This window comes from Ruegeria sp. CDSB029 (assembly GCF_059611125.1).
This window is the reverse complement of record NZ_JBXWOX010000007.1, coordinates 72,718-97,200: the sequence shown is the minus strand read 5'-3', so window position 1 is coordinate 97,200 and position 24,483 is coordinate 72,718. Positions and strand designations below refer to the sequence as shown.

The following is a 24,483-nucleotide window of genomic DNA, read 5'->3' as shown; positions in this document are numbered from 1 at the left end:
AGAAAGACGCGCCAGGTTTGGATGAAATCAGTTTTTTACCGCGTACGACGGGTATCGTGTAACGGGTGACCGCATCTAGGTCAGCTCAGACAGCGCACGTTTCAGGTCGCCGGATATTCGGTGCGGGCTGCGTTCAACCGCAAAGTCGAGACAGGCCTGACGTTTTTTGGCCAACTCCTCATCGGACATGCTGAGTACACGCATCATCATGCGGATCAAGCCTCTTGGGTTTTGCGCGGGATAGAGCAGATCATGACAGGCCTCTGGTGTAGTATGCTTGTGCGCATCAATGTCGGGGCCGATAATCGGCAAGCCAAAGGTCTGCGCCAGCATTGCCGTTCCCGAGGTAAAAGTGGTCGTCGACGGCAGCATGTATGCATGCGCATTTGAGAACACTTGGGTTATTTCGGAATCAGGAATTCGTTCAGGCATAACAGTAGTATTTCGGTTTGATCGCATGCGGCGCATCAGGCGGCGGCCGGACGGATACACCCGCCCGACGACTGATACCTGAAAGTCGTGACCACGATTGGTCATTTTTTTTGCGGCATCTTCCAACCGTTCCAATTCACGGCTGCCCCGCATTGTTCCAAAGCTTAAGAAATGGGTGCGCTCGCGCAGGGGAAGGGGGCGTTTCAACGTTTGCTCTGACGGCTCGTAAACACCAAGATAGCTCGGATGCGGAATGAGGCGCAGTTTATCGGGGTCAGTGCCATATTCATCAATCATATGTTGCCGGGCATGGGGCGTGTGAACGTGAATCAGGTCGACAATTTCCGCTAATTCCCGGCGGTTATTGCGGAAGTAATCTGTCTTGACTCCTTCGGAATGCGCGAACTGATTGTGAATGGTCCAGATCACGCGCCCGCCATTGGCCTGGTATTGTCTCATGCCGTCACAGGTAGACCGAAAATCAGAAGCCTGCGCTTCCGTTTCCGGCTTGGGGAACAACCGGTCGTCCCAATGAATATGAATGATGCTTTGATCGGGTTGAAAATCAGCCTTTGCAAACGCGGACAAAGGAGCGCTTCTGGAAGCAATCAAGCAGAACTCTGGCTTACAGGCCGAATACAGCATGTTCTGGTAGGGGTTCTTATTGCCGTAAGGTATGTTGACGACATTAATCGACATGCGCTGTCCTGAACTCAACTCGTTTCTTCAGCGGCACGATCCTTGTGCGCCGTGGGAATTTTGTGGTGAACTTGCCCAATTTTCTTGGGTGTTTTCAAGGTTAAAAGGTTGGCTTTCCGGCCCGCCGAGTATATCTATACGCAGGATTTTAGCGAGGTCGGAAATGGTACAACTCACCCTGCCAAAGAACTCTCGGATTACTACAGGTAAAACTTGGCCAAAGCCTGAAGGCGCGGCCAATGTTCGTAAATTCCAGATCTATCGCTGGAACCCGGATGACGGTCAAAATCCACGTGTGGACACCTATTTTGTCGATATGGACAGCTGCGGCCCGATGGTTCTGGACGCGCTGATCAAGATCAAGAATGAAATCGACCCAACCTTGACCTTCCGCCGGTCCTGCCGCGAAGGTATCTGCGGTTCCTGCGCGATGAATATCGACGGGATCAACACGCTGGCCTGTATCTACGGCATGGATGAAATCAAGGGTGACGTTAAGATTTATCCGCTGCCGCATATGCCTGTCGTCAAGGACCTGATCCCGGACCTGACGCATTTCTATGCGCAGCATGCAAGCATCATGCCGTGGCTGGAAACTAAGACCAACCGTCCTGCGAAAGAGTGGAAGCAATCAATCGAAGATCGCAAGAAACTGGATGGGCTGTATGAATGCGTGATGTGCGCCAGCTGCTCGACCTCGTGCCCCAGTTATTGGTGGAACGGGGATCGCTACCTTGGCCCCGCTGCGCTTTTGCATGCGTATCGCTGGATCATCGACAGCCGTGACGAAGCCACTGGTGAACGTCTGGATGAGTTGGAAGACCCGTTCAAGCTGTATCGCTGCCACACGATCATGAATTGCGCCAAGACCTGTCCGAAGGGTCTGAACCCGGCCAAGGCGATTGCCGAAATCAAAAAGATGATGGTTGATCGCGCAGTTTAAAGCGTATGAAAATCATGCACTTGCCGCCTTGCGGTAAGTGCATGTCGCAGTTGCAGATTTGTGTAATGCGATGGCCCCTGATCCAGACTATCTTTGTGATCAGGGAGGAGTGATGAGACCGAAAACGGGACCGCTCCGATGCAAAATCAAAGACAACAATCCAAAACGAGCGCTGTTGAAGCTCTGGAGCTTATAAATCAAGCGTGGACCTACTACACTCCCGAGCCTGTAGAGGTGGAAGAAAAGCACGAACCTGAGCTTTTCGAATACGCAAACGCAGCCTAAGTCGACGTCAGGCTTGCGGCCGGCACTCAAAATGGGTCATGCATTGGTCATGCCCATTTTGCTTCTTATTTTGGCAGGCGGCGTGTTTGCCTATTTTCTGTGGCGCTCGCGCACCTCGTCCCTGAGCCGGGACTGCCGCTGGCGGCAGCACCGTAAGGAAGGCGTTTGGGTGTGTGCATTCTGTGGCGCGCAGCAGCAGGGCAGCGACGCGCCAACTCAATGTCTGAAGGGTCAATAGCAGGGCGGCTTCCCACCCTACGTTTTTGCATTCACGCTGCCGGGAATGCCGCCTGAAGTGCGACTTCAACCATATCGCCAAAACTGCTTTCGCGTTCAGCTGAGGGCAAAGATTCGCCGGTCAGCAAGTGATCGGAAACGGTTAGAACAGCCAATGCGCGGCAATTGTGCCGCGCGGCCAGAATGTACAGCTCCGCAGCTTCCATCTCGACCCCGAGAATACCGTGCCGTACCATCTGTTCGTTCAGATCTGGGCGTTCGTCATAGAAGACGTCCGACGAATAGATGCCGCCGATATGGGTTGGCGTGCCTTTGGCCGCAGCCGCCTGAGCCGCCGCCTGAAGCAGCCCCCAATCAGCACAGGGTGCGAAATTCAGCTCTTTCATGATGCCGCGTGACGGTGTGCTAAGCGTGGTCGAGGTCATCGCCAGGATCACATCGCGGACATTCACACTGTCCTGCATGCCCCCGCAAGAGCCGATACGGATCAGCGTTTTGGCACCATAGTCCCGGATCAGTTCGTTGACGTATATCGACAAGGATGGCATGCCCATCCCGCTACCTTGAATGGTGACAGGATTATCTTTCCAGCGTCCCGTAAAGCCCAACATGCCGCGCACGTCATTGACTTTCTTCACGTCGTCCAGGAACGTTTCAGCCGCCCATTTTGCACGATAGGGATCGCCGGGCAAAAGAACCGTTTCTGCAATATCGCCTTTTTCGGCTCCAATATGAATTGTCATTTTGGGGTACGTTCCAATTAGAAATTAGACTTCCAGATCCGAAATATCTGCGCCGGAATTCAATGCGTCATGAATCCATTGCGGCTTTCGACCACGACCCGACCATGTTTGTTCTGGATTGGCGGGGTTTTTGTATTTCGCTTTTGTGGCTTTTCCAGATATCGGATTGTCTTTTGACAGTTCCGACAAAGAGAACCCGAATTCAGCTGCGGCTTTTTCCGCCGCTTTCAGCGCTTCTTTGCGTTCGCGTTTTTCTGCACCAATAAGCGCCTTTTCCACCTGATCGCGCAATTCAAGTAGATCCTTGCGCGACATATTTTCCAGATTTGTCCCCGACATTCACCCTCTCCCAGGAAATAGTCATTAACGGCGTTACCGATGGCACACCGTAATTCCAAAGAAAAGGATTATCTATCCCCTTTTATTCAGGGATAGAAACAGGATCAGTTCAAATTGACCGGAGTTACTCGGCAGCCAGGTTTTGAGGATCTACAAGAGTGACGATATCGCCCATGATTGCATTCAGTTCGAAATTCTTGGGCGTATAGATCTTTGCAACACCCATTGCAGTAAGCTTTGCGGCGTCGTCATCGGGGATGATGCCACCTACAATCACCGGAATATGATTCAGCCCGGCCTCGCGCAGCCGGTTCATGACGTCCTGCACAAGCGGAATGTGGCTGCCTGACAGAATAGATAGACCGATCACATGTGCGTCGTCATCCGCAGCGGCGGTTACGATTTCCTCGGGAGTCAGGCGAATACCTTCGTAACTGATATCCATCCCGCAATCCCGGGCGCGGAATGCGATCTGTTCGGCCCCGTTCGAGTGACCGTCCAGCCCCGGCTTGCCGACCAGGAACTTCAGACGGCGACCAAGCTTGTCGCTGACCGCATCCACTGCAGCCCGCAGATCTTCCAAGCCTTCTGTCTTGTTCGAGACCGAGCCCGATACGCCCGTAGGTCCGCGATAGGTACCGTAGACTTTGCGCATTTCTTCGGCCCACTCACCCGTGGTTACGCCAGCCTTGGCAGCTGCGATTGAGGGCTCCATGACGTTGGTGCCGTTTTGCGCCGCTTCGCGCAACGCGGCCAGAGCCGCCGCGACAGCTGCGTCATCGCGATCTTGCCGCCATTCATTCAGGCGCGCGATTTGTTCTTGTTCGACAGCAGGGTCAACGACCATGATGCCGCCATCTTCGGTCTGCAGGGGCGAGGGTTCGCCTTCGATCCACTTGTTCACACCGACAACGACAGTTTCGTTCCGTTCAATGCGGTTCAGGCGTTCAGCGTTTGAATCAACAAGCCGTGACTTCATGTATTCGATTGACGCTACTGCTCCGCCCATTGAATCCAGATTGGCGAGTTCGGCGCGTGCGCCCTCTTTCAATTCTTCAACCTTCGCGTCAACAGCGGGGTTGCCGTCGAACAGGTCGCCATATTCCAGCAAGTCGGTCTCATAGGCCAGAATCTGTTGCATCCGCATCGACCATTGCTGATCCCACGGGCGGGGCAGGCCCAGTGCCTCGTTCCATGCGGGCAGCTGAACTGCGCGGGCGCGGGCTTTTTTCGAAAGAGTCACGGCCAGCATCTCGATCAGGATGCGGTAGACGTTGTTTTCGGGCTGCTGCTCGGTCAGCCCAAGCGAGTTGACCTGAACGCCATACCGGAATCGGCGGAATTTCGGATTCTCAACACCATAGCGTTCGTGCAGGATTTCGTCCCAAAGATCGACGAAAGCGCGCATTTTGCACATTTCGGTGACAAACCGGATACCTGCGTTCACAAAGAACGAAATCCGTCCGCAAAGCGCTGGGAAATCGTCGGCGGGTACACGAGGGCGCAGTTCGTCCAGAACGGCGATGGCTGTGGCCAGCGCATAAGACAGCTCTTGTTCCGGTGTCGCGCCAGCTTCTTGCAGGTGATAGGAACACACGTTCATCGGGTTCCATTTCGGCACGTTGGTATAACAATACTCGGCCACGTCGGCGATCATCTTGAGCGAGGGTTTAGGCGGGCAGACATAGGTGCCGCGGCTCAGGTATTCCTTGATCAGGTCGTTCTGAACTGTGCCCTGCAGCTTGGAGATATCTGCGCCTTGTTCCTCGGCCACAGCGATGTAGAGCGCAAGCAGCCAAGGCGCTGTCGCGTTGATCGTCATCGAGGTGTTCATCTGTTCCAACGGAATCTGGTCGAACAGAACCCGCATATCGCCTAGGTGGCCGACGGGTACGCCAACCTTGCCGACTTCGCCGCGCGCAAGTGTATGATCGCTGTCATATCCGGTCTGCGTGGGCAGATCAAAGGCCACTGAAAGGCCCGTCTGGCCTTTTGCGAGGTTCCCGCGATACAACGCATTCGACGCTTTGGCGGTGGAATGACCGGCATAGGTTCGGATGAGCCAGGGGCGATCTTTCTGCGTCTGCGTCATAGCTGGACCTCGTGTCTCGGTTGGGCAAGAAAATTACGTTCCCGGCCTCTAAAGCGCAATTTTCGGGACATGTCAATTCGCTGCGTCGCGGCATATTAGGTTCTTCAGATTGTAGGACGCAGCGTTTGGTGGCAGGGTGCACGCATGACTCAGACCGTGGAACTTCCGCTTTGGCTTTTTTTGCTGATCCTGGTGTTTGCCGTGGTCACTTTGGCATCACATTTTCTGTTCCCGTCGGTGCGGTGGTTTTTCAGGCGTCGACTCGAACGAGCGGTGAAACGATTGAACACGCGCCTGAAGCGGCCGATCCAGCCGTTCAAGTTGGCACACCGTCACGATATGATTCAGCGCCTGATCTATGACCCGCAGGTTGGTCAGGCCGTTCAGGATCACGCACGCGAAACGGGTGTCCCCGATGCTGTGGCGTTCGAGCAAGCGCAGCGATACGCGCGTGAGATCGTTCCCTCGTTTTCAGCCGTTGCCTATTTCAGCATTGCGATCCGTCTGGCTCGTTTGCTGAGCAATGCGTTTTATCACGTGCAGCTTAGCTATCAGGACGAAGACGCTATCGAAAACATTGACCCCGACGCCACTGTGGTTTTCGTCATGAATCATCGCAGCAATATGGACTATGTGCTGGTTACCTACCTCGCAGCGCAACATTCGGCCCTTTCTTATGCGGTGGGTGAATGGGCCCGTGTCTGGCCCCTTAGCCGTCTGATCCGTGCGATGGGGGCTTATTTTATCCGGCGAAAGTCCGGCAATGATCTCTATCGTCAGGTGTTGTCCTGTTATGTGCGCCACGCGACCGCGGCAGGAGTGACGCAGGCCATGTTCCCCGAAGGTGGGCTAAGTCTGACTGGTGCCCTGGGTCGTCCAAAGCTGGGTTTGCTCAAATATATTATTGACGGGACCTCGGAAGAGGGCCGCGATGTTGTATTCGTCCCCGTGGCGCTGAACTATGATCGTGTGCTCGAAGATACTGTTCTGACGCGTGCCGCATTAGGCAATGAACGACGGTTTCGCGCGCGGATCGGCGTAATCACCAGATGGATCCTCAAACAACTCTGGCGGCGCGTGATCGGGCGCTACAAACGATTTGGCCTAGCCTCGGTCCGATATGGTCAGCCCGTTTCCTTGCGGGCGTTTCGGGCAGATCATCAGCGCGATCTGATGACCGATTTGGCGCGTGACCTGATGACGCGACTCCGCGCTGCCATCCCGCTGGTCCCTGTACCCGCCGCGTGTTGGCTAATGCAAAAGCAAAAAGAGATGTCGGAGGCCGATGCCGTTCAGGTGATTGTCGAGCTCATGCGTCGCAATGGAATGACGGACCAAGAGAACCAGACATCGGTTGAAGCCGCGATTGATCAGTTGGTCGAACGGCGAATTCTCAGGCGCAATGACGGGAAAATATGCCTGTCCGGTCAAAGGGTTGATCTTCTGGAGTATTATGCAGCCTCGGTTCCGATGGGACCAAACGAGGGAAATGCTGCGGATGCGAAGGAAATTTCTGCATCCGCTGGGTCATAAAGTTACAAAACAGCACCGATTTCGGTTGCATTATTTCCTAAAGGCCAATATTCCATCGGTTAATGCACGCGATTCTGCATCGCGGCAAAGGTTTAGAACTGAAGGAGGCCAACATGGCTCTGGACACCGACAGCGGCATCGCGTCGTACGAGGCACCGGAAAAAGACCTCTATGAGATGGGTGAAATCCCTCCGATGGGTTTTGTGCCCAAGAAAATGTATGCGTGGGCGATCCGCAAGGAGCGCCACGGCGACCCGGACACCGCGATGATTCAGGAAGTCGTGGACGTCCCCGAGCTGGACAGTCACGAAGTGCTGGTTCTGGTCATGGCTGCCGGCGTCAACTACAACGGAGTATGGGCGTCGCTGGGTAAGCCGATTTCGCCCTTCGATGGCCACAAGGCCCCTTACCACATTGCCGGTTCTGATGCGTCGGGCATCGTTTGGGCCGTTGGTTCAAAAGTGACCCGCTGGAAAGTTGGTGACGAGGTCGTCATCCACTGCAACCAGGATGATGGCGATGACGAGCATTGTAACGGCGGTGATCCGATGTATTCGGACAGCCAGCGGATTTGGGGCTATGAAACCCCCGATGGTTCGTTCGCGCAGTTCACTAATGTTCAGGCCCAGCAACTGATGCCGCGGCCCAAGCACCTGACTTGGGAAGAAAGCGCTTGCTACACGCTGACGCTGGCGACTGCCTACCGGATGCTGTTTGGTCATGAGCCACACGACCTAAAGCCGGGCCAGAACGTTCTGGTTTGGGGAGCGTCGGGTGGTCTGGGTTCCTATGCGATCCAGCTGATCAACACCGCAGGTGCAAACGCGATTGGTGTGATCTCAGACGAAAGCAAGCGTGACTTTGTCATGGGTCTGGGTGCCAAGGGCGTTCTGAACCGCAAAGACTTCAACTGCTGGGGTCAGCTGCCCACAGTGAACACACCAGAATATGCCGAGTGGTTCAAAGAAGCCCGCAAATTCGGCAAGGCCATTTGGGACATCACCGGTAAAGGCAACAACGTCGACATGGTGTTCGAGCACCCCGGCGAAAGCACCTTCCCGGTTTCGACCTTTGTTGTGAAGAAGGGCGGCATGGTTGTGATCTGCGCTGGTACAACCGGCTACAACCTGACCTTCGATGTGCGTTACATGTGGATGCACCAGAAGCGTCTGCAGGGCTCGCACTTTGCCCACCTCAAGCAGGCAGCGGCTGCAAACCAGCTGATGGTTGAACGTCGCCTGGATCCCTGCATGTCCGAAGTGTTCACCTGGAATGATCTGCCCGAGGCGCACATGAAGATGCTGCGGAACGAGCATAAGCCGGGCAACATGTCGGTGCTGGTTCAGGCTCCGCAGACCGGGATGCGCACCTTGGAAGAGGTTCTGGCCGCACGCGACTAACTTCGTCTCAGACAAAATCCAAAACACCCGCGAATCGGTTTTCTGGCTCGCGGGTGTTTCTTTTTGGGCGGTGGTCTTAACCTTTTTAAAGGCTTACGCGAGAATACCCCGCTGTTTTTGGGGAGTAGAAATCAGTGAATAGGCCAAAAAAACTTCCTCATGCTATGGTTGTGTTAACCCTTCGTTAACCGTTTCGGAGAGACGCTGATGGCGCAAAATGAGTGGATACTGGACGTACTGTCGGACCTCAGCGCCTTTGCTGTTGAAAACGGTTTGACCGCGCTTGCCGAGCAGTTGGATGACACCAAGCTGATCGCCGCAGCTGAAATCTCGTCCAGAAAGAATGAGGTTCGGGCACCAGCGGATGGCAACAAAACTCGATATGAGCCAGGTTCTGGAGGACTTGGAAAACACCAGCTCGCTTGACGAACTAAGCGAAGTCGCCATTCGCCTGCGGGACAGGCTGCAGATTGAAAACCTGATTTACCATTGGGTCGACGGGGCCGGTGATCAATACGGCTATACCACCTATCCCGACGTCTGGGCCGAACGGTACCGCGAGCGTAACTATCATAGAATCGATCCGGTCATACTGGGCTGTTTCCAACGGTTTCATCCTGTGGACTGGAAGACGCTGGATTGGTCGGGCAAGGTTGCCAAGACATTTTTGAAGGATGCATTAGAGCACGGCGTTGGCAATCAAGGTTATTCCATTCCGATCCGCGGACCGAATGGCCAATTCGCTTTGTTTACTGTCAATCATACCTGTGACGATGACACCTGGCAGAGGTTCATCAAAACGCATGGGCGCGAACTGATCCTGATCGCGCATTACTTCAACCGAAAGGCGCTGGAGTTTGAAAGTGATCGTCAGCCCGATTCTGCACGTGGATTGTCGCCGCGTGAAGTGGACGCCATGACCTTGCTCGCCCTGGGTTATAGCAGGGCGCAGGTCGCTCATTCCTTGTCGATCTCGGAACACACGCTGAGGGTTTATATCGAAAGCGCACGCGCCAAGCTGGGTGCGCAAAACACAACTCATGCTATCGCAACGGCCTTGAGCCGCGGGTTAATAGTCGTTTAAGGCGCGCGCGCAGTAAGAACCGGAAATTAACCACGACTTTGTACCCCCTTCGTTCTTGCACAGGACGACAAGGGGAAAAGAGTCATGTTGCGCTATGTCTATGCTGACGAATTGCACAAATATCCAAAACTGGCTGAGGGGATGTTTCGGGACCGCGCCGATCAATTCAAAACCCGGCTGGGCTGGGATGTTCATGTCAACGACAAGGGGGAAGAGCGGGATCAGTACGATGATCTGAACCCGATCTATGTCATTTGGGAAGAACCGGATGGCAGCCACGGCGGCTCCATGCGCGTGATGCCGACCACCGGTCCGGTTATGGTGAACGAGGTGTTTGGACACCTGACGGGCGGCAAACCAATCAACAACCCCTTGATCTGGGAAGTGACGCGCTTTTGCCTGTCGCGCACGGCAAGCCCGCACACGGCCGGGGCCATCATGCTTAGCGGCGGCGAGATGATGGAGGGGTTTGGTCTAACCCACATTGCGGGTGTTTTCGATGCGCGTATGATTCGCATCTATCGCCTGATCGGATCATCTCCGATCGTGCTGGGCACCGAAGGTAAAGGGCGTGATCAAATCTCGGTCGGGATGTGGCCGTATTCGGCGGACGACTGCAACCGCGTGGCCAAGCGCGCGGGCATCCCGCGTGAATTGTCGCGGCTGTGGTTCAAGACGGCTTTCGGCGTTGGCAGACAGCACCCGTTTGCATTGTCAGCCTGACAGGGTGAAAACCGAATTCCACATCTGGTGATAGCTGGCGCGGGCTTGTAGGGTCGCGCCATGTCTTTGCCCTCTGTGACTTACTCTGACGACCAGGCCGCCGCGTATGACAGCATCTCTGAGATGCTGAAATCGGCAGGTGTTGACCTTGACGATGACGCGCTGCTGAAGCTTCCGGGATCGAGTAAATCCGGTGTGATGGCTGTGATTGGAAAGGCAGGGTCCGGAAAAACCCTGCTGCTGGCCGAGCTTTATAAGGCCATTGCGGACACCGGCGTTCAGATTGTGTCCGGCGATTTCGAAAGCCGCAAAGCTCGTGAAAAACGCAGTCTGGCGATCCTGGCCCCGACGAACAAAGCGGCCAGCGTATTGCGTCTGCGCGGGGTGCCAGCGACAACGATCCACCGTATCCTTTACACACCCGTCTACGACCCGGAATACGAACGGATCGCCGAATGGCTGGCAGGCAATGACGAACGTCCCGAAATCGAGGGCCTGACCGAAGAGGCGCTGGATCGCGCCGCGGCGTTTTACCAGAACAACAAGTCCATCCCGGGTGCTCTGGCCGCGGCAGGGTTACGGGGCTCTGATTTTATCACCGGCTGGAAGCGCCGGGACGAGCCGTTGGACATCGGGTTTGTGGATGAAGCCTCGATGCTGGATGACCGGCAGTTCGAAGACCTGCAGGAAATCTTCCCAACACTTCTACTGTTTGGTGACCCGGCACAATTGGCGCCGGTCAATCAGTCGGGCAGCATGGTGTTCGAAGCATTGCCCGAGCCGCGCAAACAGATCCTTCACCGGGTTCACCGACAGGATGCGGACAACCCGATATTGGACCTTGCCCATGCGCTGTCTGACCCGCAGATGGGGTTCGAAGATTTTGAGCGCATGGTCGAACAGACCGCCCGTCAGGACGACCGTGTGGTCTGGGGGCAGCGGGTCGAGGTTGATCTGATGGCCCGCAGTCCCGTTCTGGTCTGGCGCAATGCAACCCGTATTCGGTTGATTCAGGCTTTTCGAAACGTTCACGGCGCGCCGGATACCGAATTGTTGGAAGGCGAACCGCTTATCTGCGACGGTATCGAATTACCTCTGAAACATCGCAAGAAACGGCTGGATCTTGAGGCGCGCGGCCTGATCAAGGGCGCTCAGGTCATCTATCTGGGTCCTGGCCGCAAACCGGGGTTTTCCAGGTTGCACGTGATGGGGGCAGAAGACCCGCAGGTCAGCGCCGCATCCATCGTCAAGATTGAAAAACCGGACGAGGAAGAGCCGTTCATTCCCTTTGCCGCGCGCATGGGCGCCACCTTTTTGCACGGTGCAGCAGTCACCATTCACAAGGCGCAAGGGTCGCAGTGGGACACTGTTCAGGTTTTCGCTCCGGATATTTATGCCGCTGCCCGTATGGGCCGCACCGAGGCTGGACAACCACTGTGGAAACGTTTGGCCTATGTCGCCATCACGCGCGCGCAGGAAAGGCTGATCTGGGTCGTACGCAACCGGCTTGCCAAGCCGACTTATCCGCTGCGTGTGGACGACCTGCGCGCTGTCCCGGCGGCCTCACTGACCTTGGAGGCAGAAGAGACATGACATCCATTATTGTGACCGGCGCAAGTTCTGGCATAGGGCGCGCCACGGCTGAATTGTTTCTGGCCCAAGGATGGACGGTTGGTCTATTGGCGCGCAGTGCTGACAAGCTGAACGAAATGGCTGCAGAGCACGCAAACGCAATTCCATTGGTCGCGGATGTCACCGATGCACAAGCGGTTGAGGCCGCCTTTGGTGACTTTCAGGGTAAGGCGGGCCATTTGGATGTTCTGTTCAACAACGCGGGAATATTCGCGCCGGGGGGAACGATTGACGAGATCGCGTTGGACGATTGGTACCAAAGCGTCGCCGTCAACCTGAACGGCATGTTCCTGTGTGCCCGTGAGGCGTTTCGGATCATGCGCCACCAATCGCCGCAAGGCGGGCGCATCATCAATAACGGCTCAATTGCCGCCCATGTGCCGCGCCCCAACTCGGTGCATTACTCGGCGACGAAACACGCCATTACGGGCCTGACCCGCAGCCTGTCTTTGGACGGGCGGGGCTTCAATATCGCTTGTGGGCAGATCGATATCGGCAATGCGCGAACACAGATGGTGCAGGGCCTGGTCGACGCGGCCATTGCCGACGGGCAGCAGCCCGACCCAACAATGGCCGTCGAAGATGCAGCGCGGTCCGTTCTTCACATGGCGAACCTGCCGCTTGAGGCAAACGTTCAGTTCATGACCGTGATGGCCACGACAATGCCCTATATCGGACGCGGGTAACGATCAGTTACTCGCGCAATAGGCGGAACGCGGTTGACGCACCCCAACCCGCTGCAATGGCAATGACCAAAGACATCAGGCCGTACCAGATCGGTTGCTGGCGGGACATGTTGTACAAGAACCGCTCCAACCCTACTTTGCGCACGTCGATGGTGGTCTCAAATTGTGAAACGACCTCGCCGCCGCGGGTTAGGAAGATGCGCGCCACATAGTCGCCTTCGGTCAGATCCGCAGGCATGTCGATTGAGGTACGGAACAGGGTTTGTTCATCAACGGCCACGGTGTCTTCGCGAATGGAATACAGACCTTCGTTCTCTCGGATACGAATAACAGCGTCCGCGAATTCCTGCGCGCCGCGGATGTTCATCGCAGCACCAACAGATCGGATGGCACGTTCGATTGACACGCTGTACCGCAGGTCTTCGGTATCTGACAGAATCTCATTCAAGGGCGCGCTGGTCGCAACCGCATAGAAGCTGGGGGCTTCGTCTACGAGGACACTGTCGGTATTGACCCAGATTCCAAGCTTGCGCTCTTTTCGCCGAACGGTGACAGGACTGGATGGACCGGACACTGCGACAATCACTTCAAGTGGTGGTCCCGGCGGAATGGGAGCTTGGCGTTTGACCGCGCCAAAGACCAGGATCTCAGATCCGTCAAAATTGGCGGTGATGGCCACGCGATCCTGGCTGAGGCCCAGAACGACCTCTTCCTCAACGGCCAGAGCGGGGCTGGCGCAAAGGGCCAGCGCAACAAGCAAGCGTTTCAGCATGATTAGTGCCCTCCGCCGGTGCCAAGCGAGAACAGCTCGGATGGTTCAATCAGCAGATCCAAAGCCAGCTTTCCGCAAACCGCAAGAACTAGCGCTGCCAGCAACACCCGCAACTGCTCGGCAGGCATGCGCGCGCCGATCACCGTTCCGATCTGTGCACCGATGACGCCGCCAACCAGAAGCAATACGGCAAGAACGACATCAACTGTAAAGTTGGTAGTGGCATGCAACATGGTCGTAAAGGCGGTGACAAAGATGATCTGGAACAGGGATGTTCCGACCACGACCTTGGTGGGCATTCCCAACAGGTAAATCATCGCAGGCACCATGATGAACCCGCCGCCAACGCCCATAATGGCCGACAGAACGCCAACGAACAGGCCAACCAGCGCAGGCGGAATGACCGAGATATACAGGCCCGAAGTCCGGAACCGCATTTTGAACGGCATCGCATGCACCCAGCCGCGCTGACGGCGTTTGGGGGGTGCGGACACGCCTTTCTTGGATTTACGGAGCGCGTTCAGGCTTTCGATGAACATTAAACCGCCCACGACGCCAAGGAACACGACGTAGCACAACGTCACAAGCAGATCGACCTGCCCGAGGCTTTTGAGGTAGTTGAATATCACCACCCCAAGTGCAGCACCCGTTAAGCCGCCTATCAATAGGACGGTCCCCATTCTTAGGTCGACTGTTTTTCGTCGAAAATGCGCCAGAACCCCAGAGAATGAAGAGGCAACAATCTGGTTGGCTTCGGTTGCAACCGCAACGGCCGGGGGAATGCCGATGAAGAACAGCAGGGGCGTCATCAGGAAACCGCCGCCGACACCGAACATGCCCGAAAGAATGCCGACCATCCCCCCAAGCCCCAGTAGAAGGAAGGCGTTGACAGAAACTTCGGCGATAGGAAGGTAAATTTGCATATCGAGCTACTGGATGAGGGTAGGCGGGTCACAGAGAGTGATCAGGGCCGCCTCAAGGTAAAGTGGTGTAGGTTTAATGCGACGCGCGGCGGCAGTGCCCCGTGGCCACATGGCGGAAGTCGGATCGCTGGGCGTCATGCCAGCAGCCTGATACGGCTAAATGTCTGGTTTTCCTCAGTACTGAGGTGTTCATGCGTTCCCAAATACACGGTCCGGGTGTATTCCGAGTCGTAGGGTATGATTGGCGACACATGCATACCCCTTTAGAACGGTTGCGGCATGCAAAATCAACTCCGCATGCCGCTCTGCAGCGAACAGGACTGAACTGAGTCCGAAACTGGACTTATCAGCGCTCTTTCACATAGGGTTCGCCACCGGCGCGCGGCGGAACCGCCTTGCCGACAAACCCGGCCAGAATGACCACGGTAAGGACGTAAGGCAGGGCGTCCATCGCCTGCACAGGGATGACCACGCCGCCCAGATCGATGTTCTGGAACCGCAGCGCGATGGCCTGCAACAAACCGAACAACAGGCAAGCGCCCATTGCATGCCAGGGGCGCCATTTCGCAAAGATCAGAGCTGCCAGCGCGATGAACCCACGGCCTGCAGTCATGTCCTTAACGAACCCGGCCTGCAACGCAGTGGCCAGATAAGCCCCGGCGATGCCACACAGCACGCCACAGATGGCAACAGCGGCATAGCGCAAGCCAACGACCGAGACACCGGCAGTGTCCACGGCAGCAGGGTTTTCCCCCACAGCGCGGAGGCGCAAGCCGAACCGTGTGCGATACAGAATCCACCATGTTGCCGGCACCATCAGGAACGCGACGTAAACCAGGATCGAATGGCCCGAGAGCAGCTCGGAGTAGATCGGCCCGATGATCGGCACCCCGCTCAGTGATTCGGCAAAGGGGAAATTGATCGGTGTGAAACGACCGCCACCAAACAGCGAGGGCGTGCGCCCGCCCTGTTCGAACCAGCTTTGCGCGACAAGGACCGTCATACCTGCCGCAAGGAAGTTGATTGCGACTCCGGATATCAACTGGTTGCCTCGGAAGGTGATCGAGGCCAAACCGTGAAGTCCGGAAAGAACAAGAGAAGAGGCGATCCCCGCCAGCAGCCCCAACCAGACCGACCCGGTCACAGCCGCGACGGCTGCCGAGAAGAAGGCGGCCATCAGCATCTTGCCTTCAAGACCGATGTCGAAAATGCCTGCACGTTCGGAATAGAGCCCAGCCAGACAAGCCAGCAATAGCGGTGTAGCCAGACGGATGGTCGAGTCCAGGACCTGGATGAAGGTAATGAAGAACTCCATCACTGCGCTCCCTTCCGCAGGCTCAGGAACAGCTTTTCAAGCGGCATCCGGACCATGTTGTCCAATGCTCCGGTGAACAGGATCACCAGGGCCTGAATGACAACGATCAGTTCGCGCGGGATCGACGTCCAGAAAGCCAATTCTGCACCGCCCTGATAGAGAAACCCGAACAGGATCGCCGCAAGGAATACACCAAACGGGTGCGACCGGCCCATCAGGGCCACAGCGATGCCGATGAAACCTGCGCCTTCAGTTGCGTTCAAAACCAGGCGTTCGGCCTCGCCCATCACGTTGTTGATGGCCATCAGCCCCGCCAGCGCGCCCGAAATCAGCATCGCGATGATGGTGATGCGCACCGGAGAAATGCCTGCATAGACGGCGCCGGTTTCGGTCTTTCCGTAGGACCGGATTTCATAGCCCAGTCGTGTCCGCCAGATCAGTGCCCAGACGATAAAACAGGCTAAAACCGCAATGAAGAACGTGATATTAACAGGGGTCCCTTTGAACACCACGTTTTCGGCGGTTGAGAACATCGACTGAAATGTGGGTAGGTGAACGGCCTCGGGGAAACGCGCAGACGAGGGGTCTTGCGCGCCCGGTGGTCGCATAAGATTGACCAACACGTAGTTCAGGAATGCCGCCGCAATAAAGTTGAACATGATCGTTGTGATCACGATGTGACTGCCACGCTTGGCTTGCAGATAGGCCGGAATGGCCGCCCATGCCGCACCAAACAGCATCGAACCCGCGCAGGCCGCCAACAGCGCGATGCTCCAATGCGGCCAGGGGATGTAGAGGCATACCATGGCAACACCAAGCCCGCCCAGCATGGCCTGGCCTTCGCCCCCAATGTTGAACAGTCGGGCGTGGAAGGCGACAGCCACAGCCAACCCGGTGAACATAAAGTTGGTGGCATAATACAGCGTATACCCCCAACCGTAGGTCGACCCGAGCGCACCGGTCACCATCAGTTTCACCGCTTCGATCGGGTTTTCACCGATGGCCAGAATGACCAAGGCGGACAAGATTGCGGCCAATATCAGACTGATCAGCGGGATCAGCACCACATCGGCCCATTTGGGCATCTTTTCCATGTTACGCGGCCTCTCCCGCAACACCGGCCATCAACAGGCCAAGTTCTTTTTCATCTGTTTCATGGGGCAGACGTTCGCCCATGACATGTCCGTCAAACATCACAGCGATGCGATCCGATAGCGAGAAGATTTCTTCTAACTCAACCGAGACGAGCAAGATTGCCTTACCCTGATCGCGCAGCGCAACGATCTGCTTGTGAATGAACTCGATCGCGCCGATGTCGACGCCGCGCGTTGGTTGTCCGACCAATAGAAGATCCGGGTTCCGTTCAATTTCGCGTGCGACAACGATCTTTTGTTGGTTCCCGCCCGAGAAGCTCTTGGCTGTAAGCCACGCATTAGGTGGTCGGACGTCGAATTTCTCGATCTTGCGCTCGGTATCGGCGCGCAGGGCGGCGTTGTTCATGAAAATCCCGCTCTGGTAGGCAGGATCACGGTGATAGCCAAAGGCCACATTCTCCCAAGCGTGAAAGTCCATCACAAGGCCTTCGCGCTGACGGTCTTCGGGCACGTGTGCGATATGTTGGGCCCGACGCGCCTGACCGTCCGATCCCGGACCGCTGAGCGCGAGCGGGCTGCCATTCAGTTTGATTGAACCCTGACCCGGACGCATGCCGCCCAGAACTTCCAGAAGCTCCGATTGGCCATTTCCGGCCACGCCAGCGATACCGACGATTTCACCGGCCCGAACGGTCAGGTCGATACCCTTGACCCGTTCGACCCCGGCCGAATCGAAAACGCTGAGCTTTTCAATTTCCAAAACGGGCTTACCGGGTTGCGCAGGTACTTTGTCGACCTGCAGCAGCACCTTGCGGCCCACCATCAGCTCGGCCAGTTCCTCGGGGCTGGTGTCGGCTGTTTTCACCGTCGCCGTCATCTGACCGCGCCGCATGACCGAAACCGTATCGGTGTTTTCCATGATTTCGCGCAGCTTGTGCGTGATCACGATGATCGTTTTTCCTTCGGCCCGCAGGCGGTCAAGGATGCGGAAAAGCTGGTCAGCCTCGGACGGGGTCAGAACCCCGGTGGGTTCGTCCAGAATCAGAATTTCGGCCTTGCGGTACAGGGCCTTCAGGATCTCGACCCTTTGCTGCATTCCGACACCGATCTCGTCGATGCGCTTGTCGGGATCAACGAACAGCTCGTATTCTTCTTCTAAAGCTTTCAGTTCTTTGCGCGCTTTGGACAAGGACGGGGCCAGCAGCCCGCCATCCTCGGCACCAAGAACGATGTTTTCCAGAACGGTGAAATTCTCAACCAGTTTAAAATGTTGGAACACCATCCCGATCCCGGCAGCAATGGCCGCCTGGCTGTCAGGGATGTCGGTCTTGTTGCCGTTAATCCAGATTTCACCTTTATCGGCTTTGTAAAAGCCGTAGAGGATGCTCATCAGCGTGGATTTGCCCGCACCGTTTTCACCGATGATCCCATGGATCGTACCGGGGGCGACGCTGATAGAAATGTCTTTATTGGCCTGAACCGGCCCAAAGGCTTTGGATATCCCTTTGAGCTCAATGGCGGGGACGGTCATGTCTTGTCCTCAATTGCCGAAAGGGCCGCGGTGTCATACGCGGCAGAGTCGGGGGCAAGGCGGAGGTTGTACCCCCGCCTTGCGCGATATCAGAACTGCAGTGCCGGGCAGCTGTCGTTCTCATAATAGCTGACAACAGAAACGTTACCGTCGATGATGTCCTGACGCGCTTTGTCGACTGCGCCTTTCATCTCGTCCGAGACCAGAGGTGCGTTGTTGTCATCCATGGCGACGCCAACACCTTCCTCGGCCAGACCCATCTGGAACACGCCGGTTTCCAGGCCTTCGCCCGCTGACATCGCGTCATAAACGGCAACATCAACGCGTTTCAGCATCGAGGTCAGAACCTTACCCGGGTGCAGGTGGTTCTGGTTGCTGTCCACGCCGATCGACAGGATGCCTTCGTCTGCCGCGGTCTGCAGTACGCCAACACCGGTGCCGCCAGCGGCCGCATAGATCACATCAGCGCCCTGGCTGATTTGTGCTTTGGTTAGTTCCGAACCCTTCACCGGGTCGTTCCATGCTGCCGGGGTGGTGCCGGTCATGTTGGCAACAACATTGATGTCAGGGTTTACCGCCTTGGCACCCTGCGCATAACCGCAGCCAAAGTGGCGGATAAGCGGGATATCCATGCCACCGATAAAGCCGACGGTGCCGGATTCCGATGCCATCGCGGCCATCATGCCGACCAGATATGATCCTTCATGCTCGGCAAAACCGATTTGACGGATGTTGGGGATGTCCAACCAGTTGACGTCAACTGCAACAAATTTGGTGTCCGGGTAGTCAGCAGCCACGGCGGACAGCGGATCTGCCATACCAAATCCCATCGTGATGATTGGGTTTGAGCCGGATTCAGCGAAACGGCGCAGAGCTTGCTCGCGCTGTGCTTCGGACTGGATTTCGATCTCGTTGTAGGTGCCGCCTGTTTCTTCGGCCCAACGCGACGCGCCATTGTGGGCGGCTTCGTTAAACGATTTGTCGAACTTGCCGCCGAGATCAAAGATCAGGGCAGGATCTGCCAGCGCAGCGCCAGCCGTAAGTGCGACTGCGGCGGTGGCACCCATCAAGGATTTCATCAGGGTCATTTTATACTCCCGTTTGTTATTATCGGTCGGGGCGAAGATAGCCCCGTTCACCCACTGTTAGCGAGCATAACTGTTGTGATGGCGGGAATTAAGGACGTTTGCAACCGCCGTGGTCAACAGATTTTTGACCATTTGGTCGAAAAAATATGTCTTAAGCGGTCAATCCAGCGCGGATTCCATCACGATAGCATCGATTTTCTGATTGTTTTCGCGCAGGTAATACCCCTTGCGCAAACCACAGGCGCGATAACCGCTGTGTTCATACAGCGCGATGGCGGGCAGGTTATCCGCAGCGACGTCCAGGAAAGCGCGCGTCGCGCCCAAAGCCTTTGCTTTGGAATGCCACTCTTGCATGCACGCTCGGGCCAGGCCCTGCCGCTGAACGTCTGGATGCGTGGCGATTGTCAGCAATTCAGCCTCATCGCCGATCACCTGGAACAGCGAAAAAGATTGAGTATTTCCAACGATATGTATGAACCGATTGTTCAGAAGATCCGCAAATTCGACCGCAGCCCACGACCGTGACTGGGTAAATGCCGCCGCGTGTGTTTTGGCAAGTTCCTCGGGGCTCATCAGTCCAGCAAAACCGGGGGTGTGTCTTTGGAAGGGGCCGCATCCGCAGGCCGAACATAGAGTGGCGCTGGCTGCGCAGTTTCGGTTTGCCACCTTTGCCCGGCGACCCGGGCAATAGCACGAACCTGTGCATCGGCGTCGTCATTCAGGATCAGAGGGCCAAGTGATTCTGCCTCAGTTTGAGGCATTAGCATCGGACCTTGGTCCGGGAACGCCACGTAAACCTGATCACGCGGGGCGCGGATCGCAGGCAGGGCGTCCGTAGGCATTTCGGCCAAAGCGTCGAACCCGGACACGCCTACCGCTGGAACGCCAAGCCCTAGGGCTAGGCCGCGCGCCGCAGAAACCGAGATTCGGATGCCGGTAAAGTTTCCGGGTCCAACGCCGACACCGATCGCGGACAGGTCTTTCCACCCATATCCGGCATCGGCCAGAACTTCTTCCAGCAACGGCATCAGACGTTCGGCTTGACCGCGCGACATGGCTTCGATGCGCGAAGTCACGATCCGGTTGCCGCACAACAAAGCGGCCGCGCAATGCGCGGCCGATGTATCAAACGCCAAAATAATGGGGTCAGACGGCAACAGGACGAACCTCGGTCACTTCGGGGATGTAGTGGCGCAGCAGGTTTTCGATACCCATCTTCAACGTCAGGGTCGAAGACGGGCAGCCCGCGCAAGCACCCTGCATGTGCAGGTAGACAACGCCCCGGTCAAACCCGTGGAACGTGATGTCGCCGCCATCCTGAGCAACTGCCGGACGGACGCGGCTATCAAGCAAGTCTTTGATTTGATTAACTACTTCTGCATCCTCGCCGGTGTGCTCTGCATGGCCCGATGCGGCTGTTTCACCAGCGCCGATGACCGGTTGGCCGGATTGATAATGCTCCATCACCGCACCCAGAATCGCAGGCTTGATGTGATCCCATTGGACATCATCGGACTTGGTGACGGTCACGAAGTCATTGCCGAGGAATACACCCGTTACTCCGCTAACCGCAAAAATCCGTTTTGCCAAAGGTGATTTTTCACCGGCTTCAGCCGATGGGAAATCCGCAGTGCCCGCTTCCAGCACGGTTTGGCCGGGCAGAAATTTCAAGGTTGCAGGGTTCGGCGTGGATTCGGTCTGGATGAACATGTCACGGCTCCGTTTCAGTTGCTTCTGATATGCGGGTCCGGGCCGGATAAGTCAAGATTTGGAACGATTCTAAATGTTGGCCGCCAACCGGATCGCATCATCCAACCGATCATCTCCCCAGTATAGTTCGTCGCCGACCAGAAAACTCGGCGCACCGAACAGTCCTTTGGCCTGTGCGGTTTTGGTCTGCTCGATCAGAGCTGACTTGATCTCGGGGTCTCGGGTTCTGTCCAAAAGGTCGTCAGGCAAACCGGCGGATTTCAGGCAATCAACCAGAACTGCATCGTCCGACACATTCTGACCTTGTGCGAATTCGGCTTTATAGACCGCCCGAACAAATCGCGCCCTGTCGGTCTGATTTTCAATAGCCAGCGTGAGGCGCGCAGCCTTCAGGCCGTTTTGCGGAAACGGGTCCGGCTGCCGGAAGGGCAGGCCGCGCTGCGTCGTCAAACGCTCCACATCGCGCCACATATAGCGCCCTTTGGCCGGGTAAATGTTAAACGGAGAATTGTTCCAGCCCTGCGCCGCGAAAATGGGCCCCAGAAGAAAGGGATGCCATTCTACGGCGACGTTATGCTGTGCCGCAGCCTGTTCGATTCGCATGGCGCTGAGGTAGGAATAGGTCGATGCGAATTCGAACCAGAACTGGATGCGGCATTGCATTGGGTGGCCTCAGGTGATGGCTTCCAGCTTTTCCTTGCTTAGGTCGCCGGGCACAATTGTGATCGGAATCGGCAGGCTGCCCGAGTTTTTGGTCAGCTGCGTCACCAGTGGACCGGGCCCTTTCTTTTCGATGCCAGCCCCCAGGACCAGAACGCCGATGTCCGGGTCTGACTGGACATGTTCGATGATCTGAGGGACAGGGTCGCCTTCGCGAATTGACAGCTCGGGATCGATCCCTTGTTTGTCGCGCATCCATTTGGCGAAAACTTCGTAATGCGCATGGATGCGTTCGCGCGCCTCTTCGCGCATGGTTTCGGCCACACCGATCCAGTGATTGAATTCATCGGGTGGGATGACGGACAGGATCGTTACCCCTCCACCGGTATGGGCTGCACGCATTGCAGCAAAACGCATCGCGTTAAGGCATTCGCGGCTGTCATCCAGAATGACTAGAAACTTACGCATGGGTGTCCTCGTGTATTTAGGGGGATCATGCCCGACCAAATGCGGGCTGGCAACACGGCGTATGACTACCGAGTGCTTGCAGCCCAGTCCCAATAGAGCGCGCGCGCGCGGCGTGCAATCGGTCCGACCTGATATTGAGTGTCCTCCAACGCCGTGACGGGGGTTAATTTGTTCATGTTACCGGTCATAAACACCTCGTCCGCCTTATGAAAATCTTCAAAGCTGAGGACGGATTCGTGGACCGTCACGCCGTCGGCGCGCAGGTTTTTGATATGTCGCGCTCGGGTGATTCCGGCCAGAAAAGTTCCATTGGGCGTAGGGGTGAAGACCTCGCCATCGCGAACCATGAAGATGTTTGCGGTCGCGGTTTCCGCTACATGACCCAAGGCGTCCGCCACCAGTGCGTTCGAGAACCCTTTGGACTTGGCCTCTTTCAACATTCGGGCGTTGTTGGGATACAGGCATCCGGCTTTGGCATTCACAACGGATGATTCCAGAACCGGTCGGCGGAATCGCGTGGTGGTGAGCGTGACCGAAGCTGTTTCCGGTGCCATTGGTATTTCTTCCAGACAGATAGCAAAGCCGGTGCTGTCCTGCTGAGGAACGATGGCTGTCGCATCGCCGTCGATGCCCCAATACATCGGCCGAATATAGACGGCGGAACCTTTGGCATAGCCATCCAGCCCTTCGCGGACGATTTCGACCATCTGTTCGGTCGTCACGGTCGGTGTCAGCAAAAGCGCCTCGGCCGAGCGGTTGACCCGTTCGCAATGGGCCACTAGATCCGGGGTCAGCCCGTCGAAGAATCGCGCGCCGTCAAAGACCGAAGACCCCAGCCAAGCGCCATGGTCTGCCGCACGCATGATCGGGGCATCCCCGTTGTGCCACTGACCATCAAAATAGGTGCGGATATTTTTGCCGACTGCCATGACGCCCTCCTTTGCCCTTGGGGCAACCTAGGAAGGCGTCACGGGAAGGTCCAGCGCAATCAGCCTTGTTTTGCGCCAACCATACCCACGATGTCGTAGGTCTGTTGCAGGATCGGGGCCGCTATCGCCCGCGCCTTTTCCGCGCCGCGTGCAAGAATCCGGTCAATCTCGGCCTCTTCACCCATAAGACGGGCCATCTCGGTCGAGATCGGCGACAGTTTGGCGACCGCCAGCTCAGCGAGCATCGGTTTGAATTCACCGAATTGCTTGCCGCCGAATTCGGCCAAAACCTGTTCCGCCGTTTGATCGCTGAGCGCGGCGTAGATGTTGACCAGATTGCGGGCCTCGGGGCGTTCAGACAGACCATCGGTTTCTGAAGGCAGCGCATCCGGGTCGGTCTTGGCCTTCCGGATCTTTTTGGCGATCGCATCGGCATCGTCGGTCATATTGATCCGGGTCATGTCGGACGGGTCCGAAGATGACATTTTACGAGAGCCGTCGCGCAGGTTCATCACACGCGGCGCGGGGCCGCCGATGACCGGCTCGGTCACCGGGAAGAAATCCACGCCGTAGTCATGGTTGAACTTGATGGCGATGTCGCGGGTCAGTTCCAGATGCTGTTTCTGGTCTTCGCCCACCGGCACATGTGTCGCGTGGTAGGTCAGGATGTCCGCCGCCATCAGCGCCGGATAGGCAAACAAACCCAGCGAGGCGTTCTGAGCGTTCTTGCCCGCCTTGTCCTTGAACTGCGTCATCCGCTGCATCCAGCCCATGCGGGCGATGCAGTTGAAGATCCAAGCCAGCTGCGTGTGCTCGGCCACCTGGCTTTGGTTGAACAGGATGGACTTTTCAGGGTCCAGACCGGCAGCAATAAATCCGGCGCAGACCTCACGGGTCTTTTCGCGCAGACGGGCCGGGTCTTGCCAGACGGTGATCGCGTGCAGGTCGACCATGCAATAGATGGTCTCGAAATCTTCGCCCTGCATATCCACAAAACGCTTGAGCGCACCCAGGTAGTTGCCAAGGTGCAGGTTTCCCGAAGGCTGGATGCCGGAAAACACGCGCGGCGTGAACTTGGTTTCGGTCATCGAAGGGAACTCCCGTCTGGAAAAATCAGCCCCCGTCGCTTACCCATGAGGTCAAGGGACGTCAACAGCCGTGAAAG

General features: G+C 56.6%; 24 protein-coding genes and 1 pseudogene. 8 read left to right on the top strand and 17 right to left on the bottom strand.

The window, feature by feature from the left end; genetic code table 11:
* Positions 1-75: 75 nt before the first annotated feature.
* Positions 76-1,131: a glycosyltransferase family 4 protein gene (locus AC2FI8_RS10540; protein WP_496778917.1), complete on the bottom strand. Its 1,056-nt coding sequence runs from the start codon at positions 1,129-1,131 to the stop codon at positions 76-78.
* Positions 1,132-1,294: 163 nt separating this feature from the next.
* On the opposite strand from AC2FI8_RS10540, the gene AC2FI8_RS10535 reads away from it, so the two are divergent.
* Entirely contained in the window at positions 1,295-2,074 is a 780-nt protein-coding gene (locus tag AC2FI8_RS10535) for a succinate dehydrogenase iron-sulfur subunit (protein ID WP_058273522.1), read from the top strand.
* Between the two features lie 554 nt (positions 2,075-2,628).
* On the opposite strand, the gene deoD is transcribed toward AC2FI8_RS10535, so the two are convergent.
* The 3 genes and pseudogenes from deoD to AC2FI8_RS10520 all read right to left on the bottom strand — a co-directional run.
* The gene (deoD, locus tag AC2FI8_RS10530) at positions 2,629-3,339 is read right to left on the bottom strand and encodes a purine-nucleoside phosphorylase (protein ID WP_496725840.1); all 711 of its coding nucleotides are present in this window, start codon (positions 3,337-3,339) and stop codon (positions 2,629-2,631) included.
* Between the two features lie 24 nt (positions 3,340-3,363).
* Positions 3,364-3,678, bottom strand: a complete 315-nt coding sequence (locus AC2FI8_RS10525) for an H-NS histone family protein (protein ID WP_496734370.1) — start codon at positions 3,676-3,678, stop codon at positions 3,364-3,366.
* Positions 3,679-3,802: 124 nt separating this feature from the next.
* A pseudogene (locus AC2FI8_RS10520) lies at positions 3,803-5,773 on the bottom strand (protein meaA); the annotation flags it as partial.
* 141 nt (positions 5,774-5,914) lie between these two features.
* On the opposite strand from AC2FI8_RS10520, the gene AC2FI8_RS10515 reads away from it, so the two are divergent.
* The 7 genes from AC2FI8_RS10515 (at position 5,915) to AC2FI8_RS10485 (ending at position 12,828) form a co-directional block, all read left to right on the top strand.
* Positions 5,915-7,303: a 1-acyl-sn-glycerol-3-phosphate acyltransferase gene (locus AC2FI8_RS10515; protein ID WP_496778915.1), complete on the top strand. Its 1,389-nt coding sequence runs from the start codon at positions 5,915-5,917 to the stop codon at positions 7,301-7,303.
* 113 nt (positions 7,304-7,416) lie between these two features.
* A complete protein-coding gene (gene ccrA, locus AC2FI8_RS10510) occupies positions 7,417-8,703 on the top strand; it encodes a crotonyl-CoA carboxylase/reductase (RefSeq protein WP_496725843.1) in 1,287 nt (428 codons plus the stop codon).
* Positions 8,704-8,910: 207 nt separating this feature from the next.
* On the top strand, positions 8,911-9,129 hold the full coding sequence (locus AC2FI8_RS10505) for a hypothetical protein (protein ID WP_058278773.1): 219 nt from the start codon (positions 8,911-8,913) through the stop codon (positions 9,127-9,129).
* Positions 9,068-9,787 (top strand): helix-turn-helix transcriptional regulator, encoded by a 720-nt coding sequence (locus AC2FI8_RS10500; protein WP_496778913.1) that lies wholly within the window; start codon positions 9,068-9,070, stop codon positions 9,785-9,787. The genes AC2FI8_RS10505 and AC2FI8_RS10500 overlap by 62 nt, the downstream gene beginning before the upstream one ends.
* A gap of 84 nt (positions 9,788-9,871) precedes the next feature.
* On the top strand, positions 9,872-10,510 hold the full coding sequence (locus AC2FI8_RS10495; protein ID WP_496778911.1) for an acyl-homoserine-lactone synthase: 639 nt from the start codon (positions 9,872-9,874) through the stop codon (positions 10,508-10,510).
* 60 nt (positions 10,511-10,570) lie between these two features.
* Positions 10,571-12,103, top strand: coding sequence for an ATP-dependent DNA helicase (locus tag AC2FI8_RS10490; protein ID WP_496778909.1), 1,533 nt, complete (start codon positions 10,571-10,573; stop codon positions 12,101-12,103).
* A complete protein-coding gene (locus AC2FI8_RS10485) occupies positions 12,100-12,828 on the top strand; it encodes an SDR family oxidoreductase (RefSeq protein ID WP_496778907.1) in 729 nt (242 codons plus the stop codon). The genes AC2FI8_RS10490 and AC2FI8_RS10485 overlap by 4 nt, the downstream gene beginning before the upstream one ends.
* A gap of 7 nt (positions 12,829-12,835) precedes the next feature.
* Here AC2FI8_RS10485 and AC2FI8_RS10480 read toward each other — a convergent pair whose 3' ends face one another.
* From AC2FI8_RS10480 to trpS, 13 genes are all read right to left on the bottom strand, one after another.
* Entirely contained in the window at positions 12,836-13,600 is a 765-nt protein-coding gene (locus tag AC2FI8_RS10480; protein ID WP_496767494.1) for a TIGR02186 family protein, read from the bottom strand.
* Positions 13,601-13,602: 2 nt separating this feature from the next.
* Positions 13,603-14,523: a sulfite exporter TauE/SafE family protein gene (locus tag AC2FI8_RS10475; protein WP_496767492.1), complete on the bottom strand. Its 921-nt coding sequence runs from the start codon at positions 14,521-14,523 to the stop codon at positions 13,603-13,605.
* 346 nt (positions 14,524-14,869) lie between these two features.
* Positions 14,870-15,838: an ABC transporter permease gene (locus AC2FI8_RS10470; RefSeq protein WP_058278769.1), complete on the bottom strand. Its 969-nt coding sequence runs from the start codon at positions 15,836-15,838 to the stop codon at positions 14,870-14,872.
* Positions 15,838-16,932 (bottom strand): ABC transporter permease, encoded by a 1,095-nt coding sequence (locus tag AC2FI8_RS10465; RefSeq protein ID WP_496778905.1) that lies wholly within the window; start codon positions 16,930-16,932, stop codon positions 15,838-15,840. The genes AC2FI8_RS10470 and AC2FI8_RS10465 overlap by 1 nt, the downstream gene beginning before the upstream one ends.
* A gap of 1 nt (position 16,933) precedes the next feature.
* Positions 16,934-18,463, bottom strand: coding sequence for an ABC transporter ATP-binding protein (locus AC2FI8_RS10460; protein ID WP_496778903.1), 1,530 nt, complete (start codon positions 18,461-18,463; stop codon positions 16,934-16,936).
* Positions 18,464-18,552: 89 nt separating this feature from the next.
* On the bottom strand, positions 18,553-19,551 hold the full coding sequence (locus tag AC2FI8_RS10455; protein WP_282152454.1) for a BMP family lipoprotein: 999 nt from the start codon (positions 19,549-19,551) through the stop codon (positions 18,553-18,555).
* Between the two features lie 159 nt (positions 19,552-19,710).
* Positions 19,711-20,124 carry a GNAT family N-acetyltransferase gene (locus tag AC2FI8_RS10450; protein WP_496725851.1) on the bottom strand — a complete coding sequence of 138 codons (414 nt, stop codon included), beginning with the start codon at positions 20,122-20,124 and terminating at the stop codon, positions 19,711-19,713.
* Positions 20,124-20,708, bottom strand: a complete 585-nt coding sequence (tsaB, locus tag AC2FI8_RS10445; RefSeq protein ID WP_496725852.1) for a tRNA (adenosine(37)-N6)-threonylcarbamoyltransferase complex dimerization subunit type 1 TsaB — start codon at positions 20,706-20,708, stop codon at positions 20,124-20,126. Before tsaB ends, AC2FI8_RS10450 begins: the two co-directional genes overlap by 1 nt.
* Entirely contained in the window at positions 20,698-21,261 is a 564-nt protein-coding gene (locus AC2FI8_RS10440; protein ID WP_058273506.1) for a NifU family protein, read from the bottom strand. The genes tsaB and AC2FI8_RS10440 overlap by 11 nt, the downstream gene beginning before the upstream one ends.
* Before the next feature lie 69 nt (positions 21,262-21,330).
* Positions 21,331-21,924 (bottom strand): 2-hydroxychromene-2-carboxylate isomerase, encoded by a 594-nt coding sequence (locus tag AC2FI8_RS10435; protein WP_496767483.1) that lies wholly within the window; start codon positions 21,922-21,924, stop codon positions 21,331-21,333.
* A 9-nt stretch (positions 21,925-21,933) separates the two neighbouring features.
* Complete coding sequence (locus AC2FI8_RS10430; RefSeq protein ID WP_058273504.1) at positions 21,934-22,389, bottom strand: universal stress protein; 456 nt, start codon at positions 22,387-22,389, stop codon at positions 21,934-21,936.
* Positions 22,390-22,454: 65 nt separating this feature from the next.
* Complete coding sequence (locus tag AC2FI8_RS10425) at positions 22,455-23,318, bottom strand: branched-chain amino acid aminotransferase (protein WP_496767480.1); 864 nt, start codon at positions 23,316-23,318, stop codon at positions 22,455-22,457.
* Positions 23,319-23,377: 59 nt separating this feature from the next.
* Positions 23,378-24,406, bottom strand: a complete 1,029-nt coding sequence (gene trpS / locus AC2FI8_RS10420) for a tryptophan--tRNA ligase (RefSeq protein WP_496778901.1) — start codon at positions 24,404-24,406, stop codon at positions 23,378-23,380.
* Between the last annotated feature and the right edge of the window lie 77 nt (positions 24,407-24,483).

Bases quoted from the DNA above. Each gene is read 5' to 3' on its own strand.
- AC2FI8_RS10455 (WP_282152454.1), bottom strand. From the start codon at position 19,551: ATGACCCTGATGAAATCCTTGATGGGTGCCACCGCCGCAGTCGCACTT.
- AC2FI8_RS10500 (WP_496778913.1), top strand. From the start codon at position 9,068: ATGGCAACAAAACTCGATATGAGCCAGGTTCTGGAGGACTTGGAAAAC.
- AC2FI8_RS10480 (WP_496767494.1), bottom strand. From the start codon at position 13,600: ATGCTGAAACGCTTGCTTGTTGCGCTGGCCCTTTGCGCCAGCCCCGCT.
- AC2FI8_RS10495 (WP_496778911.1), top strand. From the start codon at position 9,872: ATGTTGCGCTATGTCTATGCTGACGAATTGCACAAATATCCAAAACTG.
- AC2FI8_RS10535 (WP_058273522.1), top strand. From the start codon at position 1,295: ATGGTACAACTCACCCTGCCAAAGAACTCTCGGATTACTACAGGTAAA.
- AC2FI8_RS10440 (WP_058273506.1), bottom strand. From the start codon at position 21,261: ATGTTCATCCAGACCGAATCCACGCCGAACCCTGCAACCTTGAAATTT.
- AC2FI8_RS10425 (WP_496767480.1), bottom strand. From the start codon at position 23,318: ATGGCAGTCGGCAAAAATATCCGCACCTATTTTGATGGTCAGTGGCAC.
- AC2FI8_RS10435 (WP_496767483.1), bottom strand. From the start codon at position 21,924: ATGCAATGCCGCATCCAGTTCTGGTTCGAATTCGCATCGACCTATTCC.
- AC2FI8_RS10460 (WP_496778903.1), bottom strand. From the start codon at position 18,463: ATGACCGTCCCCGCCATTGAGCTCAAAGGGATATCCAAAGCCTTTGGG.
- AC2FI8_RS10475 (WP_496767492.1), bottom strand. From the start codon at position 14,523: ATGCAAATTTACCTTCCTATCGCCGAAGTTTCTGTCAACGCCTTCCTT.
- AC2FI8_RS10515 (WP_496778915.1), top strand. From the start codon at position 5,915: ATGACTCAGACCGTGGAACTTCCGCTTTGGCTTTTTTTGCTGATCCTG.
- ccrA (WP_496725843.1), top strand. From the start codon at position 7,417: ATGGCTCTGGACACCGACAGCGGCATCGCGTCGTACGAGGCACCGGAA.
- AC2FI8_RS10485 (WP_496778907.1), top strand. From the start codon at position 12,100: ATGACATCCATTATTGTGACCGGCGCAAGTTCTGGCATAGGGCGCGCC.
- AC2FI8_RS10430 (WP_058273504.1), bottom strand. From the start codon at position 22,389: ATGCGTAAGTTTCTAGTCATTCTGGATGACAGCCGCGAATGCCTTAAC.
- AC2FI8_RS10465 (WP_496778905.1), bottom strand. From the start codon at position 16,932: ATGGAAAAGATGCCCAAATGGGCCGATGTGGTGCTGATCCCGCTGATC.
- AC2FI8_RS10450 (WP_496725851.1), bottom strand. From the start codon at position 20,124: ATGAGCCCCGAGGAACTTGCCAAAACACACGCGGCGGCATTTACCCAG.
- deoD (WP_496725840.1), bottom strand. From the start codon at position 3,339: ATGACAATTCATATTGGAGCCGAAAAAGGCGATATTGCAGAAACGGTT.
- trpS (WP_496778901.1), bottom strand. From the start codon at position 24,406: ATGACCGAAACCAAGTTCACGCCGCGCGTGTTTTCCGGCATCCAGCCT.
- AC2FI8_RS10525 (WP_496734370.1), bottom strand. From the start codon at position 3,678: ATGTCGGGGACAAATCTGGAAAATATGTCGCGCAAGGATCTACTTGAA.
- AC2FI8_RS10490 (WP_496778909.1), top strand. From the start codon at position 10,571: ATGTCTTTGCCCTCTGTGACTTACTCTGACGACCAGGCCGCCGCGTAT.
- AC2FI8_RS10470 (WP_058278769.1), bottom strand. From the start codon at position 15,838: ATGGAGTTCTTCATTACCTTCATCCAGGTCCTGGACTCGACCATCCGT.
- AC2FI8_RS10540 (WP_496778917.1), bottom strand. From the start codon at position 1,131: ATGTCGATTAATGTCGTCAACATACCTTACGGCAATAAGAACCCCTAC.
- AC2FI8_RS10505 (WP_058278773.1), top strand. From the start codon at position 8,911: ATGGCGCAAAATGAGTGGATACTGGACGTACTGTCGGACCTCAGCGCC.